Source organism: Variovorax sp. J31P207 (assembly GCF_030316965.1).
Taxonomy (GTDB): Bacteria; Pseudomonadota; Gammaproteobacteria; order Burkholderiales; family Burkholderiaceae_C; genus Variovorax; species Variovorax ginsengisoli_B.
The window spans coordinates 24,336-39,927 of sequence record NZ_JASZYN010000018.1 but is presented as its reverse complement, the minus strand read 5'-3'; the positions used below and the strand labels follow the sequence as shown (position 1 = coordinate 39,927).

At 63.4% G+C, this 15,592-nt stretch carries 17 protein-coding genes and 1 other RNA gene; 6 read left to right on the top strand and 12 right to left on the bottom strand.

What is annotated here, in order from left to right; all coding sequences use genetic code 11:
- Positions 1 to 46: 46 nt before the first annotated feature.
- Positions 47 to 1,861, bottom strand: a complete 1,815-nt coding sequence (gene dnaX, locus QTI68_RS35540) for a DNA polymerase III subunit gamma/tau (protein ID WP_286528758.1) — start codon at positions 1,859 to 1,861, stop codon at positions 47 to 49.
- Positions 1,862 to 1,972: 111 nt separating this feature from the next.
- Here dnaX and QTI68_RS35535 point away from each other — a divergent pair, with 111 nt between their 5' ends.
- From QTI68_RS35535 to QTI68_RS35525, 3 genes are all read left to right on the top strand, one after another.
- Positions 1,973 to 3,094: a M12 family metallopeptidase gene (locus tag QTI68_RS35535; RefSeq protein WP_286528756.1), complete on the top strand. Its 1,122-nt coding sequence runs from the start codon at positions 1,973 to 1,975 to the stop codon at positions 3,092 to 3,094.
- Positions 3,095 to 3,131: 37 nt separating this feature from the next.
- An RNA gene (gene ffs, locus QTI68_RS35530) (signal recognition particle sRNA small type) lies at positions 3,132 to 3,228 on the top strand.
- Positions 3,229 to 3,343: 115 nt separating this feature from the next.
- Entirely contained in the window at positions 3,344 to 5,026 is a 1,683-nt protein-coding gene (locus QTI68_RS35525) for a site-specific integrase (RefSeq protein WP_286528754.1), read from the top strand.
- Here the strand turns inward: QTI68_RS35525 and QTI68_RS35520 are convergent.
- From QTI68_RS35520 to QTI68_RS35470, 11 genes are all read right to left on the bottom strand, one after another.
- The gene (locus tag QTI68_RS35520; protein WP_286528752.1) at positions 5,011 to 5,493 is read right to left on the bottom strand and encodes a GIY-YIG nuclease family protein; all 483 of its coding nucleotides are present in this window, start codon (positions 5,491 to 5,493) and stop codon (positions 5,011 to 5,013) included. The genes QTI68_RS35525 and QTI68_RS35520 overlap by 16 nt on opposite strands.
- Before the next feature lie 205 nt (positions 5,494 to 5,698).
- The gene (locus QTI68_RS35515) at positions 5,699 to 6,313 is read right to left on the bottom strand and encodes an Rv1289 family protein (protein WP_286528750.1); all 615 of its coding nucleotides are present in this window, start codon (positions 6,311 to 6,313) and stop codon (positions 5,699 to 5,701) included.
- 141 nt (positions 6,314 to 6,454) lie between these two features.
- The gene (locus QTI68_RS35510; RefSeq protein ID WP_286528747.1) at positions 6,455 to 7,015 is read right to left on the bottom strand and encodes a BRO-N domain-containing protein; all 561 of its coding nucleotides are present in this window, start codon (positions 7,013 to 7,015) and stop codon (positions 6,455 to 6,457) included.
- Entirely contained in the window at positions 7,012 to 7,227 is a 216-nt protein-coding gene (locus tag QTI68_RS35505; protein WP_286528745.1) for a hypothetical protein, read from the bottom strand. Before QTI68_RS35505 ends, QTI68_RS35510 begins: the two co-directional genes overlap by 4 nt.
- A 173-nt stretch (positions 7,228 to 7,400) precedes the next feature.
- The gene (locus QTI68_RS35500; protein WP_286528743.1) at positions 7,401 to 8,414 is read right to left on the bottom strand and encodes a hypothetical protein; all 1,014 of its coding nucleotides are present in this window, start codon (positions 8,412 to 8,414) and stop codon (positions 7,401 to 7,403) included.
- 48 nt (positions 8,415 to 8,462) lie between these two features.
- On the bottom strand, positions 8,463 to 9,992 hold the full coding sequence (gene tnpC / locus QTI68_RS35495) for an IS66 family transposase (RefSeq protein WP_503011798.1): 1,530 nt from the start codon (positions 9,990 to 9,992) through the stop codon (positions 8,463 to 8,465).
- A 55-nt stretch (positions 9,993 to 10,047) separates the two neighbouring features.
- The gene (gene tnpB, locus QTI68_RS35490; RefSeq protein ID WP_286528741.1) at positions 10,048 to 10,380 is read right to left on the bottom strand and encodes an IS66 family insertion sequence element accessory protein TnpB; all 333 of its coding nucleotides are present in this window, start codon (positions 10,378 to 10,380) and stop codon (positions 10,048 to 10,050) included.
- Positions 10,377 to 10,766, bottom strand: a complete 390-nt coding sequence (locus QTI68_RS35485; protein WP_286528739.1) for a transposase — start codon at positions 10,764 to 10,766, stop codon at positions 10,377 to 10,379. The genes tnpB (QTI68_RS35490) and QTI68_RS35485 overlap by 4 nt, the downstream gene beginning before the upstream one ends.
- A 60-nt stretch (positions 10,767 to 10,826) precedes the next feature.
- Positions 10,827 to 12,170, bottom strand: coding sequence for a hypothetical protein (locus QTI68_RS35480; RefSeq protein WP_286528738.1), 1,344 nt, complete (start codon positions 12,168 to 12,170; stop codon positions 10,827 to 10,829).
- A 675-nt stretch (positions 12,171 to 12,845) separates the two neighbouring features.
- A complete protein-coding gene (locus tag QTI68_RS35475; RefSeq protein ID WP_286528736.1) occupies positions 12,846 to 13,130 on the bottom strand; it encodes a hypothetical protein in 285 nt (94 codons plus the stop codon).
- A gap of 60 nt (positions 13,131 to 13,190) precedes the next feature.
- A complete protein-coding gene (locus QTI68_RS35470; RefSeq protein ID WP_286528734.1) occupies positions 13,191 to 13,778 on the bottom strand; it encodes a recombinase family protein in 588 nt (195 codons plus the stop codon).
- 178 nt (positions 13,779 to 13,956) lie between these two features.
- On the opposite strand from QTI68_RS35470, the gene QTI68_RS35465 reads away from it, so the two are divergent.
- The 3 genes from QTI68_RS35465 to tnpB (QTI68_RS35455) all read left to right on the top strand — a co-directional run bounded on the left by QTI68_RS35465 (position 13,957) and on the right by tnpB (QTI68_RS35455) (position 15,530).
- Positions 13,957 to 14,586: a hypothetical protein gene (locus QTI68_RS35465; protein WP_286528732.1), complete on the top strand. Its 630-nt coding sequence runs from the start codon at positions 13,957 to 13,959 to the stop codon at positions 14,584 to 14,586.
- A gap of 177 nt (positions 14,587 to 14,763) precedes the next feature.
- Positions 14,764 to 15,201: an IS66-like element accessory protein TnpA gene (gene tnpA / locus QTI68_RS35460; RefSeq protein ID WP_286528730.1), complete on the top strand. Its 438-nt coding sequence runs from the start codon at positions 14,764 to 14,766 to the stop codon at positions 15,199 to 15,201.
- A complete protein-coding gene (tnpB, locus tag QTI68_RS35455) occupies positions 15,177 to 15,530 on the top strand; it encodes an IS66 family insertion sequence element accessory protein TnpB (protein ID WP_286528728.1) in 354 nt (117 codons plus the stop codon). Before tnpA ends, tnpB (QTI68_RS35455) begins: the two co-directional genes overlap by 25 nt.
- The last annotated feature ends 62 nt before the right edge of the window (positions 15,531 to 15,592 follow it).

Genomic DNA, 15,592 nt, shown 5'->3' with positions numbered 1-15,592 from the left:
CAGAGCAAAAACTGCTTCGCAGTTTCTTGGTCTGTCCCGCAAGGTCTCACGAGGGCCGCAGCGTCCCCGGAACGATTTTCGCGTCCCAGTCGCGCATCATCGACTGCACCTCGGGGTCGTTGTGGATGGCTTCCTCGGCGATGCGCTGGCGTTCTTCGGCGGCCTGCCGGTTGCGGCGGGCCGGGCTGTCGACCACGCCGCCGATCTCGATGGCGATTGTCACCGAGTGGCCGAGGGCCGCGAGCGCCGCCTGCAGTTTCTCGCGGCTGCTGGTCTGGTTGAGCGACTCGCGCTCGACCCGCAGCAGCCACTGGTCGACATCGCGCGCCACCAGCTGCGATTGCAGGGCGAGCTCGCGCGTCAGCGCAGTGATCGCCTCGGCCACCACCATCCGCGTCACGGTGGCATGCCAGAAATCGCCCTCTTCGCTTGGCGGGATCGGCGTCGAGGCAACAGCCGACGGCGCCTCGCGCGCGCCGGCCGGCGGCTGCACGCGCACCGGCATGGCCATCAGCCTGGCGGCCGGTTCGGGCGTGGCGGCCGCCCTGGGCGGCGCGGAGGCGCTCAGCGCCGGGGCCTCGACCACCGGCAGCCGATGACCCGGCGCCGCGGGAACCGCCACCGCAGGTGGCCGCACCGGCTCGACCGGCACTGGCGCAGCCCCCGGGGGAGGAGGCAGCGGCGCGGCCGTTGGTGCCTGCGCAGCCGCAGGCACGGCGTCATTCAGAGTTTTTTTTTCCGCGCCGGCCGAAGCGGTGGGCTTGAAGGCCAGCAGGCGCAGCAGCACCATCGTGAGCGCCGCGTACTCGTCGGGCGCCAGGCCGAGCTCGCCGCGGCCGTGCAGGCAGAGGCTGTAGAGCAGCTGGGTTTCGTCGGCCGGCAGCAGGGCCGCGAGACGCGCGGTCTCCGCCGCGTCGGGATCGGCGCCATCGCGCGACTCGGCCCGCGAAGGCACCGCCTGCAGCACCGCCATCGCCTGCAGCACGGTGGTCATTTCCTCCAGCGTGGAAGCGGCGGAGAGACCGTCGCGGCGCAGCCCTTCGGAGGTCTCCACCACCGTCTTGCCGTCGCCTTGCGACAGCGCCTCGATCAGCCGGAACACGTGGCCGCGATCGACGCTGCCGAGCATCTGGCGCACGCCCGTCTCCAGCAGTTCGCCGTTGCCGAAGGCAATGGCCTGGTCGGTCAGCGACAGCGCATCGCGCATCGAGCCGCGGGCGGCGCGCGAAATCAGGCGCAGCGCCAGCGGTTCGGCCGGCACGGCTTCGGACTGCAGCACCTGCGTGAGGTGTTCGAGCACGGTCTCGGGCGCCATCGGCCGCAGGTTGAACTGCAGGCAGCGCGACAGCACCGTGACCGGCACCTTCTGCGGGTCGGTGGTGGCCAGCACGAACTTGAGATATTCGGGCGGCTCCTCGAGCGTCTTCAGCATCGCGTTGAACGCGTGGCCGGTGAGCATGTGGACTTCGTCGATCATGAAGACCTTGAAACGGCCCTGCACCGGCTTGTAGACCGCCTGCTCCAGCAGCGCCTGGACCTCGTCGACGCCACGGTTGGAGGCGGCATCGAGCTCGGTGTAGTCGACGAAGCGGCCGGCGTCGATGTCCTTGCACGCCTGGCATAGGCCGCACGGCGTGGCCGTGATGCCACCTTGCCCGTCGGGCCCCTGGCAGTTGAGCGACTTGGCCAGGATGCGGGAGACGGTGGTCTTGCCGACGCCGCGGGTGCCGGTGAAGAGGTAGGCGTGGTGCAGCCGCTGCGAGGTCAGCGCGTTCTCGAGCGCCTGGACGACGTGCTCTTGGCCGACCATCTCGCTGAAGGTTCGGGGACGGTGTTTGCGAGCGAGCACGAGGTAGGCCATCGCCGCATTTTAGGGCGACGCGGCGACCACCTCGCGCAGCGGCCTAGGCCATCTTGCGGATGGCTTTCGCGCTCGCCGCGCCTAGCATGAAAAAAACACGAGGAGATCGACATGCCCACTGCGACCCGCAAGGCGGCCCGCCCGGCTGCCGCCAGCAAATCCGGTGCGCGCGGCGCCGTCGAGGCGCGGCGCTATTGCGCGCAGCCGGTGCAGCCGGTGCGCCAGTTCGACGCCGGCGTCGCTGCCGGCCGAGCCCGTGCCATCCTGGCCGCGGGCAAGAAATGGGTCGGCGGCACCCAGATCACCTATTACTGCTTCAAACGCGGCGACAGCGTGCCCGCCGCCTGGCAGGGCAGCGGCGCCGATATAGCGGTCGTCGACAGCTCCTTCGAAACCTGGGCCAAGCTCGGGCTCAGCATCGGATTCCGGCGCGTGGAGGCGCCCGAGGATGCGATGGTGCGGATCGGCTTCGATCCGCAGGACGGTTCCTGGTCCTATGTCGGGCGCGATGTGCTCAACACCCGGTCGCCGCAGGAACGCACGATGAACTTCGGCTGGTCGCTGACCACCGCCTACGGGCATGACACGGCGCTGCACGAGATCGGCCATACGCTCGGCCTCCAGCACGAGCACCAGAACCCGAACGCCGGCATCTCCTGGAACCGCGACGCCGTGCTGACGTATTTCAAGGGGCCGCCGAACAACTGGGACGAGTCGCAGATCGAGTGGAACATCCTGCGCAAGATCCCGGTGTCGGAGATCAAGGGCACGACCTGGGACCCGGACTCGGTCATGGAATACCAGTTCGATGCCGGCCTGATCATCGCGCCGGAGAAATACCAGGCCGGCCTGCAGCCCAAGGGCGGGCTCTCTTTCGCGGACAAGGCCTGGGTGGTGGAGTCGTACCCGGGCGTGCGGACGCCGGCGGCGACGCCGCTGAAGATCGGGCTGTCGCAACTGCTGAAGCTCAAGGCCGGGGAGACCCGCACCTTCGAGTTCTCGCCGACCCGCACCCGGACCTACAACATCGGCACCTTCGGCACCTCGGACACCGTGCTGGTGCTGTTCGAGGTGACGCCGACCGGCAACGTGCAGATCGCCGGCGCGGACGACAGCGGCACCGACCTCAATGCCAAGGTGACGATGCGGCTGCTGAAGGGCCGCAAATACCAGGTGGGCGTGCGTCTCTACTATGCCGACGCGGCGCTCGAAACCTCGTTGATGGTCTGGTGAACGCCGGGGCTTTCGCAGTCGCCTACAATCCTCGGTTGACGGGCCTCCCCGCATGGTGAAGTGGCCAACCGGGTCAGGTGGGGAACCAAGCAGCCCTAACTGCGTAGCCAGTGCCGGGGGTAAGGCTCGTCAACCTAATTCAAAAAAGCCTTTTGTTCTCAAGAACTTAAGCGCTGACAAGGGGTTACGAGCCCCGGACTGTAGAACCTAACTGTAGAACCTCGCACAGCCATGAACTTGGAGAAAGACATGGCAAGCACCCTCACGGGGCTGAATTTGCGGGGCTCCCGTTGGTACATCAACATCGTCGTTCCCCCCGACCTCCGCGAGGTCTATGGGAAGCGTGCGATGAACCTGGCGCTCGAAACCAGCGACCGCCGCGAGGCCACCGTTCGGGGCACCATGAAGCGTGCCGAATGGCTGGCGGAGTTCGCCGCGAAGCGCCGGGAGTTGAACCCCTCCCCCATCGACGTGATTACGCCGGACCTGGCCGCGCTGCTGGCCGCTCGGGTGAGGGCCTTCGTCCTGGCCGACGATGACCGAGTGCGCTCCAACCTCCCGCTCCTGGCCGAGATGGTCCACGTTGGGCGGGAATTCGGCAGGATAAAGGCCAACGCCCTGCGCATCCCCCAGTGGGACCTTCCCGAGCCCCGAGAGGATGACCTGACCGGGGCCACGGCCGAGGAGCGGGCCGAACTGGAAAACCTGAACGCCTACCTTGATGGCAAGGCTGCGATTGCCCAAGCTGGCGGCAACCTCGCGTTAGTCCTTCCCCTTGCCCAGGCGGAGGCGACCAAATGCGGGTTTTCGTTTGACGCCAAAACGCCAGGCACACGGGATGCCCTTGTGGCTTGCCTGAAGGCTTTCCGAGAGGGGCGCAAAGAGGCGTTGCTAAGGGATGCGGGTGAGGTGGTGGAGACGCCCGTGGTCTCATCGGCAAAGGCTCTGAAAACCACGCCTCGCACCCTGCGCGATGTCTTCGACAAATGGAAGACCTCCGGCGATTCTCCCCGCTCGGGCGACTCCATCGCCGTCTATGACCGGGCCTTGAAGCAATTCGAGGGGCAGCACAAGGGAATCGCACTGGAGCACATCACGCGGGAGATGGGCGACACCTACCGGACGTGGCTGCGTGAGAACTGCAACACGACGAAAACCGCACGCGACCGGCTCACGAACATCAAGTCCCTGCTGAAATTCGCTCATGAGACCCTCGAATGGCTACCGAAGCAGCCCTGGCGCGGCCTGGACATCAAGACCACGACAACGAACAAGCGCCGGCAGTGGACGGACGATGAACTGAAAACGCTGTTCGACTCGCCACTGCATACCGCGTATGCGCTCCCCGACGCCCGCTATGGAGGCCGGGAGGCGGCTTACTGGATTCCCCTGATGGGGCTGTTCACGGGAACCCGCCTGGGGGAACTCTGCCAATTGCGGACGGCTGACGTGCAGAAGGTCGAGGGCATCGATGTCCTGGTGCTGACGAACGAGGGCGAGGGTCAGAGCATCAAGAGCGATGCCGGCCACCGCAGCGTTCCGATCCACAGCGAACTCATCCGACTGGGGTTCCTCAAGTACGTCGAGGCCATCAGGAAGACCCGCAGCGATTCCCTATGGCCGTCCCTACCGCTGCGCGAGGGGAAGCCGAGCGACTTCTTCGGCCGCTGGTTCAAGGAACATCGCAACGCCCTCGGTCTCACCGGCACCCGCCCCGACTTCCATTGCTTCCGCCACACGGTGCGCCCGCTGATGCGCAAGGGGGGCCACAGCGAGGGCACGATGGACAAGGTGACCGGGCACAAGACTGTGGGCAGCATTGGCACGGTGGTCTACGACCATCGCACGCTGAAGGAGGTTCAGGAGGCCGTGGAGGCGATCCGCCACCCTGCCCTCACATTGGCCGTAGTGGGGCCTTACGGAGCGTCCTGAGGGTCTACCTGGGCCATTGCCTTCGGCTTGGTCTTGCTCGGGTTCTTCGCTCGCGTGTAGTTGAAGGGCGGGTACTCAAAATGGTTTGCGTAGTACCACCACAGCAACTGGTTCTCTGCTGCGAGCAGGCTCGCCCCGAACACCCGATAGTCACAAACAGAAAGACGAATGGGCCCATAGTCCTTGAGCGCATGTTCGTTTCGCTTGATGGTCGCGTGATGCGCCGCCCACTGCTGGTAGCGGCGCTGAAAGGAATTCTTTGTTTGGCCGATGTACAGGATGTCGCTTTCCTTCACGAGTCGCGGCACCTCACGCTCCGCCCGAAAGAGATAGACAACGCCCTTCTGGCGCACAGCTTCCGCACATGTAAATGCTGCCAGATACGCGTCTGTGTTGTGTCCGGTGATCTTCACATCGAAGGTCGTGAAGTGACGCTCCAAGGATTCATAGAAGTTGCCCGAAGTCATTTCGGGTCCGCCTGAGGGTGCCGGGGCGGCGACGGTCGGGGGCTCGGGAGCTAATGGCAGCGAAGCCGGAGGGTCAGATGTCATCCAGGGATTTGACCACCTCCGCAGCCGTCTCTCACAACGTTGACGCCGTCCTTGCGGATGGCCGGCAGGACCACCGAGGTGACCCATCTACGGAACGCCTTGACCTCAGGGGTGCGGGCCTTCAGCTTGACGGCCAAACATTAGAAAAATCCATCTTGACCCGGACTTGAGCGTCGAAGTCCATGATCTGCCTTGCGCACGCAGCCTTTCCCCACCACCGGTCTACCACGTACGTATTGATCGTGTCGCGGTAGTGGTAGTGGTTGTTGCCGATTTTCTGATCGGCGTTGGCCGGTGCCAGAACACATGCCAACCCGAGTGCATAGGTGACGCTTTGCGGCATGGTCATCGACTGCTTTTCAATGTCGATGACGAACTGCTGATGAAACTCCGCTATCTGCACTGAAACGCCATACCCATCGGGCAGCTCATCCCCGTGCGCCAAGCTGCAGCGGAACTTCTCGTAGACGATGTCAGCAAACTTGATCCCAAGGTTGCCCTTTGCATCCTTGAAGGGGAAGACGGTTTCCTTAAGGTCAATCCCGCCGAACATCAGTTCGATGATGTCAAGGTGCTCGTTGACGAACTTTCTGAAGCGTTCGCCAACCTTGGTAACTCCCGGATAGGTTCGCTTGGCGGTCCCGTCAACAGCTATGCAGGCAAACAGCATTGCCTTTTCCATCTCCTTGGCGCCGCAGGCGTCAATGGAATTTTTGATGTGCTCGGCAATCTTCATGGCTGGCCAATGGTTTCGTGGAGATGTCCCAAACGATGCCCCGCAAGCTTACGACAGATACTCACAGGGACGCTATCATTTTGATAGCATACCTTGAGCGCATCGCCCCCCGAAGCGGGGGACAACCTCGCCCCTTGCAGCCTACAGTCCTCGCTCGCTGAACGAACCGCCCTCGCCCCTACGCCTTGCTTTGACGGGCCTCAGTGCCCAATGCCGTGCATCGAGTTCCTCGGGGCCGCTCAAGCCTGCCCGTTGGGCCTTTCGCTCGATGGCCTTTGCGGCAGTCGCTCTGAGCACCTCAAGCTGCGCCTGAAGTTGCTCGGGGGTCGCATCGGCCAGCGCAAGGCGCTCCTCGCCACGGATGTAGACCCCATCCATGCGGATGGCCGGGAGGACTACACAGGTGACCCATCGCTTGAACGCCAGCGCCTCAGGTTTGTGGCTTCGGAAGATGAGCGCAAAGAGGCCCGCTTCGTTGACCGTAGCGAACGACTGAAGGCCCCCAGGGGTGAGCATTTGGCACACCCCTTTGTCCGCATCGTCCAGACGGCCGAGCGTGCGGCCGGACTTCGCCAGGCCGAGGACCTGCCGAACATCCTGGAAGATGAACCAAGGGGCGCCGGCTGCGTCCTTGACGGCGCGGATGTTGACCTTCGCATCACCAAAGGCGAACGCCAGGATTTCAGTGGAGGCCGTGTTCATGCTGCACCCCCGAGAAGCTGTGCGCGAATCAGTCGATCCACCACGGCTGCATTCGATGGCATCGAGCCGGTGCTCTCTGCGATGGCCCGTTTGTGCGCCATCAGGGCGTCAAAGGTGGAGAGCCTGAACGTGATGCTGCGGTAGACGAGTACCTCACCATCGGCGCGAGTCTGCGCATTCGGGCGGGGTTCAGTTGTAGGTTTGATGGTCATGTTTGATTTCGTTGTTTGAGTAGGAGCGAGGAAGCCCCGCAGGACGCCGTAGAGACGCCGAACGGGGCTTCATGTGGGTTGGCCTTGAGAAGACGCCGCGATGGGCGCTACGGGGCCGGCAAGGCCCCTGACGAATGGCTATGGATTCGCCTGGCGCCGAGCCGGGTAGAGCTTCATGAGTTCACCCAGGGACTTGCCAGCGTGGCCGTCCTTGGTGATCTGTGCGAAGGCATCCCTCCCGAAGATGCGTGACTCCAGCACGGACTTGTTGACCGTGCCGTCATACCGCTCCATCGCGAAGCGGCCTTCATCCCGTTGCACCTGGCCGACCTCGCGCCACAGCCTCTTGCGGTACGCTTCATGGGCTTTGTCAGCCTGGAGCGTCTGGGCCTTGGCAACCGCTTCGGAGATGTCGCGCTTTTCCTGCTCGGCGTACCAAGTCTGAATCTCGGCCTTCGTGTAGACCTCGATGCCGCCCTCGGAATCGTGGAGTGGAACCCCCTTGATGAACGGGCCCGGAGGTGCTCATCGAACTCAAGCCGCACCTGGTCGCCCGAACCGTGGAGTTCCTTGGCCCGAGCTTTCGGCACTGCGTCAATGAAGCGGGAGAACCATTCATCCTGGCTGCGCGAAGGCGGCGCTGTCGGCATTTCCGAACGCAGGTAGAGCGCCCCGTTGACCTTCGCGGAAACCTTCGGGTTCGCCAGGTACTCGCTCGCAGCCTTCAAAGCCATGTCCGAATCGCCATACATCCCGCTCTGGACAAGCAGGGTGCCGTAGCGGCGCATCCACCCGTGAACCTGCGCCGTGTTGGCTTGCGTGTTGTCGCCGCCGAGATGGCGCACCCAGTCCGCCGAGTACCAAGGGTCAGCGAGGAGCTTGCCTACTTCGCCCTTGACCTTCGTCATGAGCTTGTCCGTGTCGCTCCCGAGGACGGCGCCGGATGCCGCGTTCGCTGCGATGCTTGCGGCCTCGCTCGGGGCCTTGCCGAGGTGCATCAGAAAACCAATGTCGGAGAAACGCTGGTAGACCTCTGCTCCCACCAGACCTTTGGCGTAGTCGGCGTTCACGGCATCCATCCGCCGAAATAGTTCGATGCTGGCCTTGCCCTGGTCGTTCAGTTCCCCCACGGGCTTCCCTTTGGCATCGAGCCGGATGCTCGCCAGGTTGTTGAAACCGGCTTGCATCTGGTTCGTAAGCGTCCGGCCAACCCGCCTTGACGGCAAGTTCAGCGTTTAGCTGTGTTGCCAGTGATGCGGCAGTAGCTCTTCGATGCGGCTGGCAGGCTGCGTCGGCAGCCGCTTGAGGACGTCGCGGATATAGAGGTATGGGTCATGCCCATTGAGCTTGGCCGAGTGGATCAAGCTCATCACCGCTGCTGCTCGTTTGCCGGCGCGCAGGGAGCCTGCGAACAGCCAGTTTTGTCTGCCCAGCGCAATGGGCCGGATGCGGTTCTCAACCCAATTGTTGTCGATCGGCAGATCACCGTCTTCCAGGAAGCGCGAGAGCGCATCCCAGCGTTTGAGGTTGTAGTCGACTGCCTTGGCGGTCGCGGATCCGTCGGGGATCTTCTGCCGCTGCTGGCGCATCCACTGATGCAACGCATCGGCCACTGGCCTTGATCGTCGTCGCCGAAGTTCGAGCCTGCCGACACTGTCGGCCCCGGCCACCTCACGCTCGACGTCATACAGCTCGCCGAAGAACTTGAGCGCCTGCTCGCCGACCGGGCTGCCATGGTTGGCCCATAGCTCGTGGAACTTGCGCCGCGCGTGAGCCATGCAGCCAACCTCGGTCACCCCGAGCTCGAAGCAGGCCTTGTAGCCGCTGAAGTCGTCGGTGACGAGCTTGCCCTGCCAGCCAGGCTTGGCGTTCGTGCCGCTGAGCTGGAGGAAGTCACGCACGTGCTGGCCGCCCCGGCTGTCGGCGAAGTCGAACACGACGCCCTGGATCGGGTTGAACTGCGTCGTGCAGTAGCTCCACAGGTACGCCCGATGGGTCCTTCCGATTCCGGGCTTGAGCATCGCCACTGGGGTCTCATCGGCGTGCAGCACGTCGTGTCGCAAGAGTTCTGCCGCCAGCGCGTCCACGAGCGGCTGAAGCTGCATGCCGCATTCACCCACCCACTGCGCCAGTGTCGAACGGGCGATGACGTGGCCCGCGCGCTCGAAGATCGCTTCCTGTCGGTAGAGCGGCAGATGGTCCAGGTACTTGGCGACCAGCACCTGCGCGAGCAGGCCGGTGGTTGGCATACCCTTGTCGATCACGTGCGCAGGAACCGGGGCCTGGGTGATTTTCTCGCAGCACCTGCACACCCACTTGCCGCGGATGTGGCGCTCCACCGTGAACAGGCCAGGCTGGTAGTCCAGCTTCTCGGCGACGTCCTCCCCGATGCGCTGCAGCGGCTCGCCGCATCCGCATGTGGTGTTCTCCGGCTCGTGGTGGATCTCGCGACGCGGCAGGTTTGCCGGCAACTTCTCGCGCTTGGCTCGTTGCCTCTCAGCCTGCGGCCTTGTTCCCTGCAGCGCTTCGATCTCCGCGGCAACGGCGGCCAGATCGGCGTCCAGCGTCTCCTCGATCAGGCTCTTCTGTTCGGCGTTGTACGCCTCGCTCTTGGCGGCGAACTTCAGCCGCTTGAGGACCGCGTTCTCATGGGTGAGCTTGTCGATGATCGACTGCTGGAACGTCAACTGCGCGTCGGCCTTGCGCAGCCTCTCGCGAAGTTCTTGCGGGTCCAGCGTGTCGATGTCGTCGGCGATCACGGACAGTGATCGTGCCGGCACGGATGCGCACGCACCATCCGCAGATACCGCAATGGACGCGCTACAGCGTGGTGATCACACCGGCCTCACCGACGAGCTGCCAGGGTAGTCCCAGCACCAACGCATCGAACTGCGGCCGGCTCAACGTGAGCGTCCCGTCGATGTTCTTGGGCCAGGCAAACTTGCCGCTGTTCAGCCGCCTGGCTGCCAGCCACACGCCGATGCCGTCGTGCACGAGGACCTTCATGCGGTTGGCGCGCCGGTTCGCAAAGAGGTAGGCGTGATGTGGGCGCGCAGCGCCGAACACCACCACGACGCGGGCCAGCGCCGCCTCGGTGCCGGCGCGCATGTCCAGCGGCTGGACCGCCATCCAGATCGATTCGATCCGGATCAACGCAGGATCTCGCGAAGCCAGGCGGCACTCGCCGCGCAAGCACTGCTCGGCCAGTGCACGACCACTGTGGTCGCGCCGCGCTTGAGCTCGATTCGGAGGTCCTGCACCGGAGAGGACTGCGCAGCGCCAAGCTGCACAGCTACGAAGGCTCCGTTGCGCTGATCGCGCGATAGCTCGGCGGTCGCTTCAGGGCTGGAGAGCCCCTGGCCCCCTTCGATCATCCAGCGACGCAGCAGGTTCGCGTTGATGCCGTTTGCCAACGCCACCGAGGCGATCGACACACCGGATCGAGCGCACGCGGCGACCAGGTTCGCCTTGAATTCATCGCTGTGACGACGCCTCCGACGGCGCTCCCCCTTCACCGCTGTCGTCTCGATAGTGTTCACGTGTCCGCCAAGAAATAAGTGGAGTAGTGAACACGATGCTCCTAGCCGGAGCGGTGGGAATCAAGACGGGATGGCCGGACGCTTACTCTGGTTCTTCCAGTCGGGGTGCTCCAGGCCGTTCGCCGCAAAGGAGTGAACCTGTTGCTCGAAGGGCAGCTTGGAGGTCATCGCCGCTCCGGCCTTCGTGATGAACTTGTCCACGTCGAAGTCCTTGAGGTCGCCAGAGGCGCTCATGACTTGCGGGCGGTTCACCCCTTGGACCTCGTACAGGCGCCCCTCACGGAATGCCGCAAGGGTCCGCTGTTGGGCGTCAGCCTCCAGGCGCCCCGCTTCGATCTGAAGGGCACTCGATTGGAGGTCCCGTTGGAGCCGAGCGAGGGACGCCTGGTTGGCGTTCTCGATGCTGTTGATGAACGCCGAGGTGACGTACTTCTTGTTCTCCGCGGAGGTGCCCCAGGCGCGGAGCTTCTCCACGTTCAGTTCGCCCTTGTCCGCGGCCTGATACCACGGGAGGGCCTCGTCATCGATCCGCTGGCGTTGGGCGCCGTCGAACGTATGGGTGGCCTGGTTGGAGAGCGTGAGGGCTTTCGCTTCCCCGATGAAGGAGCGCAGCGAGCCGATGTCCTCCAGCTTGGAATCGAGCATGGCGTTTAGGACGCCCGTGTGGCCGGACCCTGCCAGGCGCGTGAGCATCTCCTGAAGGGCTCCCTTGCGGGCACCCTCGGGCAGCGTCATGGTGTGGCGCATGAGCTGGTACTGGTCGAGCAGTTGCTTCGCGGCGTCCTGGGGCGTCCCTGCGAAGTCCTTGCCGGTGACCGTATTGACCGAGTTCGCCAGGAAGTCAGTGGCTTGCACCTGGGCGTTGTCCACCCATTCCTTGTCGTTCTGGCGGTTCACCCCGTCCATGAGCTTCTCCCGGGTCTGCGGGTACGCCTTATCGAAGCCCGCCTGGGCGTACTTGGACTGGCCCGCGAGCGTGCTGTTGCGCCACTCGGTGAGGTACTGGTCAGCCTCCTGCGGGGAGTTGAACTTCAGTTCGCCCTTGGTGAGCTTCGACTGGATGTCCCGAAGGCCGGCCTCGTGGGAGTTGGCGCCCCAGATGTGCTGGACCGTGCCGACGAACACAGGGGATTGCGAGGGCATCATGCGACCCTCCTTCACGGCCTTGCCGAGTTCCCCTACGGTGAGCGATTGGGCATACCGTTGGGCGCTGGCTTCATCATCCTGATGCGCTTGCTTGCCGACCGTCTCGGCCAGGCCGGCGCCCTGCGCGAAGACATCCGCAAGCTCACGCCACCGGGTGTCCTGAACGGGCGGCGCTGCTTGTTCGGTAGCTGCCATCGTGCGGGCGTGGGTGGTGAGGGGCTGACCCCCGAATTCGTCGGAAACCTGGACTCTGAGCATGATTTATTACTTTGGTGGAGAGGGAACAAAAAAGCCCCGACACCGACAAGGCGTAGGGGCTGAGAGCAAGGCCGCGGAGGCGACCTAACGGAAACGGATTGGCGTCACGGCGAGGCGACATGAGCGGGCATCAATCCGCTTTCGTTAGGCGGGCGTCAGGGGACATCTTTGAATGTGGAGACCATGAACTTCCACCTGGTGAGGGGGAACGATGGAGGCCGGCTGTTGGAATCCCGGAGCGATGGCCGGGAGATGACATCAGCAGGTCACCTTCATGGACATCTCTATGGGCATCAGGAATGAGGATTCCCTTCTATGGTCTTCCATCGAGAGATGCACCGCCAGGATGAACTTCAGGAAACCTATAGGGAGACTTCGTCTCTGCACCCCCTCCCCTCATTTTTCCTTCCAAAAGCCGCGGAGGGCTGAGGTCTTATCACCGGGGCGAACGCATGTCCGGTGAACTTGGATGAGGTGCCTGCGCCGCGGTGAGCGGGAGGCTGGTGGGTGGTTGTCTGCGGTAGCGCACGTGCCTTGGGGCGGTGCTCTGCCTATTGGGAGGGTTAATCGATTTCGCCAGCGACGACACACCCCGGCGCGGTGGTCGCCCAGGAGATCAGACAGGCCTCAAGCGGCAAACCAAGGGCGTGGTCTCGCCGCGCTAGACGTGGCTGACTATCGGTTCGCCTCGATCAGGGCCGACACGCGCTCCATCATTTCATCCGCGAGCCCCTCAGGATCGCTTTCGAGGCGCCCTACGGGAAAGCTTCCGAGGGCCGTAGAACCGTAGCAGATGCGAACTGAGGGGAAACCGCCACCCATCGCCTGCGCGGCGTCCTGAAGGCATTCAGAGATGGTCTGATGGGCTTCGGAAGGGTCGATGAAAGGCTCGCCGCCAACCGTCAGATGGTAGGCGTAGAGGCCAGGCCGCAGCTTGCGGATGTCGAGAGATGGTTCCATGCGGCCATTGTCCAATGAGAAAAGCCCCTTGCGGGGCTCGTTTCAGGGGGACGTGTGGACCTATGCCGACGCCATTGCATCCCGGATACGCATGATGGTCTGCCTGCTCGTGCCGTAGCCTGCGGCCAATCCAGCCACCGAAAATCTCCCGCTGGCAAGTCGCTCCCGAATTTCCGCAACTTGCACCGGCCGCAAGGACATTGGGCGACCCAACTGTTTGCCTTCCGACTTCGCCCGGGCGAGCCCCGCCTGAGTTCGCTCGATGAGTAGATCCCGTTCGAACTCCGCGACGGCGGCGATAACGCCCATCGTCATCTTGCCGGCCGGACTGGTGAGGTCCACGCCGCCGAGCGCCAGGCAGTGAACCCGGACGCCGAGGCCAGTGAGCGCCTCCACCGTAGCCCGCACATCCATTGCGTTGCGTCCGAGGCGATCCAGCTTGGTGACCACCAACACATCCCCGGCCTCCAACTTCTCCATGAGCTTCCCGAACCCGGCCCGCTCCGATGCCGCGACGGAGCCCGAGACGGTTTCCGTGATGGTGCGTTGAGGGGTGACGCTGAAGCCGGCCGCAGCGATTTCCTGCACCTGGTTATCGGTGGTCTGATCGGTGGTGCTGACGCGGCAGTAGGCAAAGACTCTGGACATGTGGAAGCTCCTGAATGTACGGAAACGATGTCCGAATCATCAGACATGTCCATAAACCGGTCAAGCTAATTTTTGGACAGTGTCGCTGGGGGTGTACGGAACCGGTCGATTTCGGACGCAACCGGCGCGGTGCAGGTGGCCTGCTACATTGAAGCGCCAATCGCTTAGGAGTTCTTTTGTGGTCCAGTTCTCAGACGAAAGCCTGAACGGCGTAGCACCAGGTCTCGCCTACTTTACGGCCGCAGTCATCCCGGACATTCAAACCGAGTTTGATCAGTCGAAGCATTGGATGACCAATCACTTTCTGAACACGCTGTTCGGCCCAAAGTTCAAGCCGGGTCATCGGCCGCACTTCGTGACGTTTCTGATGCGAGCACAAGCGTGCTTTCGCGATTACGGGCGTGCCAGGGAAGCAACCGCGAAATTTCTCACCGGGCTCAAGCCGGGTAGCCCATCAATCGCAGGGTACTTTGAAGCGGTCAACGCTTGGGAGTCTGTAGTTCTGAACTGGGCGATGGCAGTCGAGAGCTACAACACGATCAGCAAGCCCGACAAGGCATTCAATCCGAACGATGGATCAGTGGAAGAACGCGCCTACGGACTGCACAACCACATCAAGCACTGGAGCAAAAAGGGTGTTTCCGTTTCTCATCTTCCCGATGACACGGTTCCGATGTGGCTGACCAACGACGGCCCCGCGTCTCGCACTTATTCGTTGACATTTGAAGAGGTCGCCACCCTGCTTCGTGATCTGGGAAAAGTGGCCAACGAATTCCAGCATCCTGGGGGCGGCAATGGAAGTCCATGAGCGAACGGCCACCGATGGCCCGGACGCATGGATCAATGCCATGACCTTCCGGTTGGCGCACCTGAGGAATGCCGATGAGGCCACCGTTTGGGAGTAAGCAGTCAATTAACCACGTCCTTCCTTCTCGCGCGGTGAACTGAGACCCTACGTGCCCATGTAGATGAACGTGGGTACGTAATGACTGAGTGGATTTCGGAGTTGGCTCGGCGCCTGGTGATCGGGCACAAGCGCGATGGTCGGAGCATCTATGACCCGCAAGCGAAGCTGGAGCTGGTCCTGGCGTGTCGCGAGTCAGGGGTGTCGATTGCCAAGTTGGCCCGCGAGTGCGGAGTCAATGCCAACCAGGTGAACAGCTGGGTGCGGCTGCATGAGCGCAAGATGGCCAAGGCTGCGTCGCCGAACATGAGTGCCTTGGAGGTTCAGGCTCCGGCGTTCGTTCCGGTCCACATCGATGCAGCGTCTGCGACACCTGCGCAGGCACCCGTGTCCATGGATGTGCAGGCGCGCCTTCCCAATGGGGTGGTCGTCGATTTGCGCGGGTGCGACATGCAGCAGGCATACGGCATGATCGAAGCGTTGGGGAGGCTGCGGTGTTCCGCTTCGACGAAGGGCTGAAGGTCTACCTGCACCGCGAGGCCATCGACTTCCGAATCGGCCTCAATGGCTTGGCGATCGTGGTCGAGCAGGCCTTGGGCTTGGATCCGTTTGCGAAGGCGGTATATGTCTTCCGCAACCGGCGGCGTGATCGTGTGAAGATCCTCGCCTGGGATCGCAATGGGTTCTGGCTCATGATGAAGCGACTCGAGGAACAGGATCGCTTCATCTGGCCCGACGCGGCGACGGTGCCGACGCTGACGGTGGAGCAACTGCACTGGTTGCTCGACGGCATCGACCTCGCCGTCATCCGCAAGCATCCCCATCGCTTCTACACGCGCGTAGCCTGATCGAGGGCGGGCGCGGCGCGCAGCGCCGCGAAGAATTCGCATGGAGATGCGATGATCCCGGA

Coding starts and splice junctions, on each gene's coding strand:
- dnaX (WP_286528758.1), bottom strand. CDS start 1,861: ATGGCCTACCTCGTGCTCGCTCGCAAACACCGTCCCCGAACCTTCAGC.
- QTI68_RS35535 (WP_286528756.1), top strand. CDS start 1,973: ATGCCCACTGCGACCCGCAAGGCGGCCCGCCCGGCTGCCGCCAGCAAA.
- QTI68_RS35525 (WP_286528754.1), top strand. CDS start 3,344: ATGGCAAGCACCCTCACGGGGCTGAATTTGCGGGGCTCCCGTTGGTAC.
- QTI68_RS35520 (WP_286528752.1), bottom strand. CDS start 5,493: ATGACTTCGGGCAACTTCTATGAATCCTTGGAGCGTCACTTCACGACC.
- QTI68_RS35515 (WP_286528750.1), bottom strand. CDS start 6,313: ATGAAGATTGCCGAGCACATCAAAAATTCCATTGACGCCTGCGGCGCC.
- QTI68_RS35510 (WP_286528747.1), bottom strand. CDS start 7,015: ATGAACACGGCCTCCACTGAAATCCTGGCGTTCGCCTTTGGTGATGCG.
- QTI68_RS35505 (WP_286528745.1), bottom strand. CDS start 7,227: ATGACCATCAAACCTACAACTGAACCCCGCCCGAATGCGCAGACTCGC.
- QTI68_RS35500 (WP_286528743.1), bottom strand. CDS start 8,414: ATGCAAGCCGGTTTCAACAACCTGGCGAGCATCCGGCTCGATGCCAAA.
- QTI68_RS35480 (WP_286528738.1), bottom strand. CDS start 12,170: ATGCTCAGAGTCCAGGTTTCCGACGAATTCGGGGGTCAGCCCCTCACC.
- QTI68_RS35475 (WP_286528736.1), bottom strand. CDS start 13,130: ATGGAACCATCTCTCGACATCCGCAAGCTGCGGCCTGGCCTCTACGCC.
- QTI68_RS35470 (WP_286528734.1), bottom strand. CDS start 13,778: ATGTCCAGAGTCTTTGCCTACTGCCGCGTCAGCACCACCGATCAGACC.
- tnpA (WP_286528730.1), top strand. CDS start 14,764: ATGACTGAGTGGATTTCGGAGTTGGCTCGGCGCCTGGTGATCGGGCAC.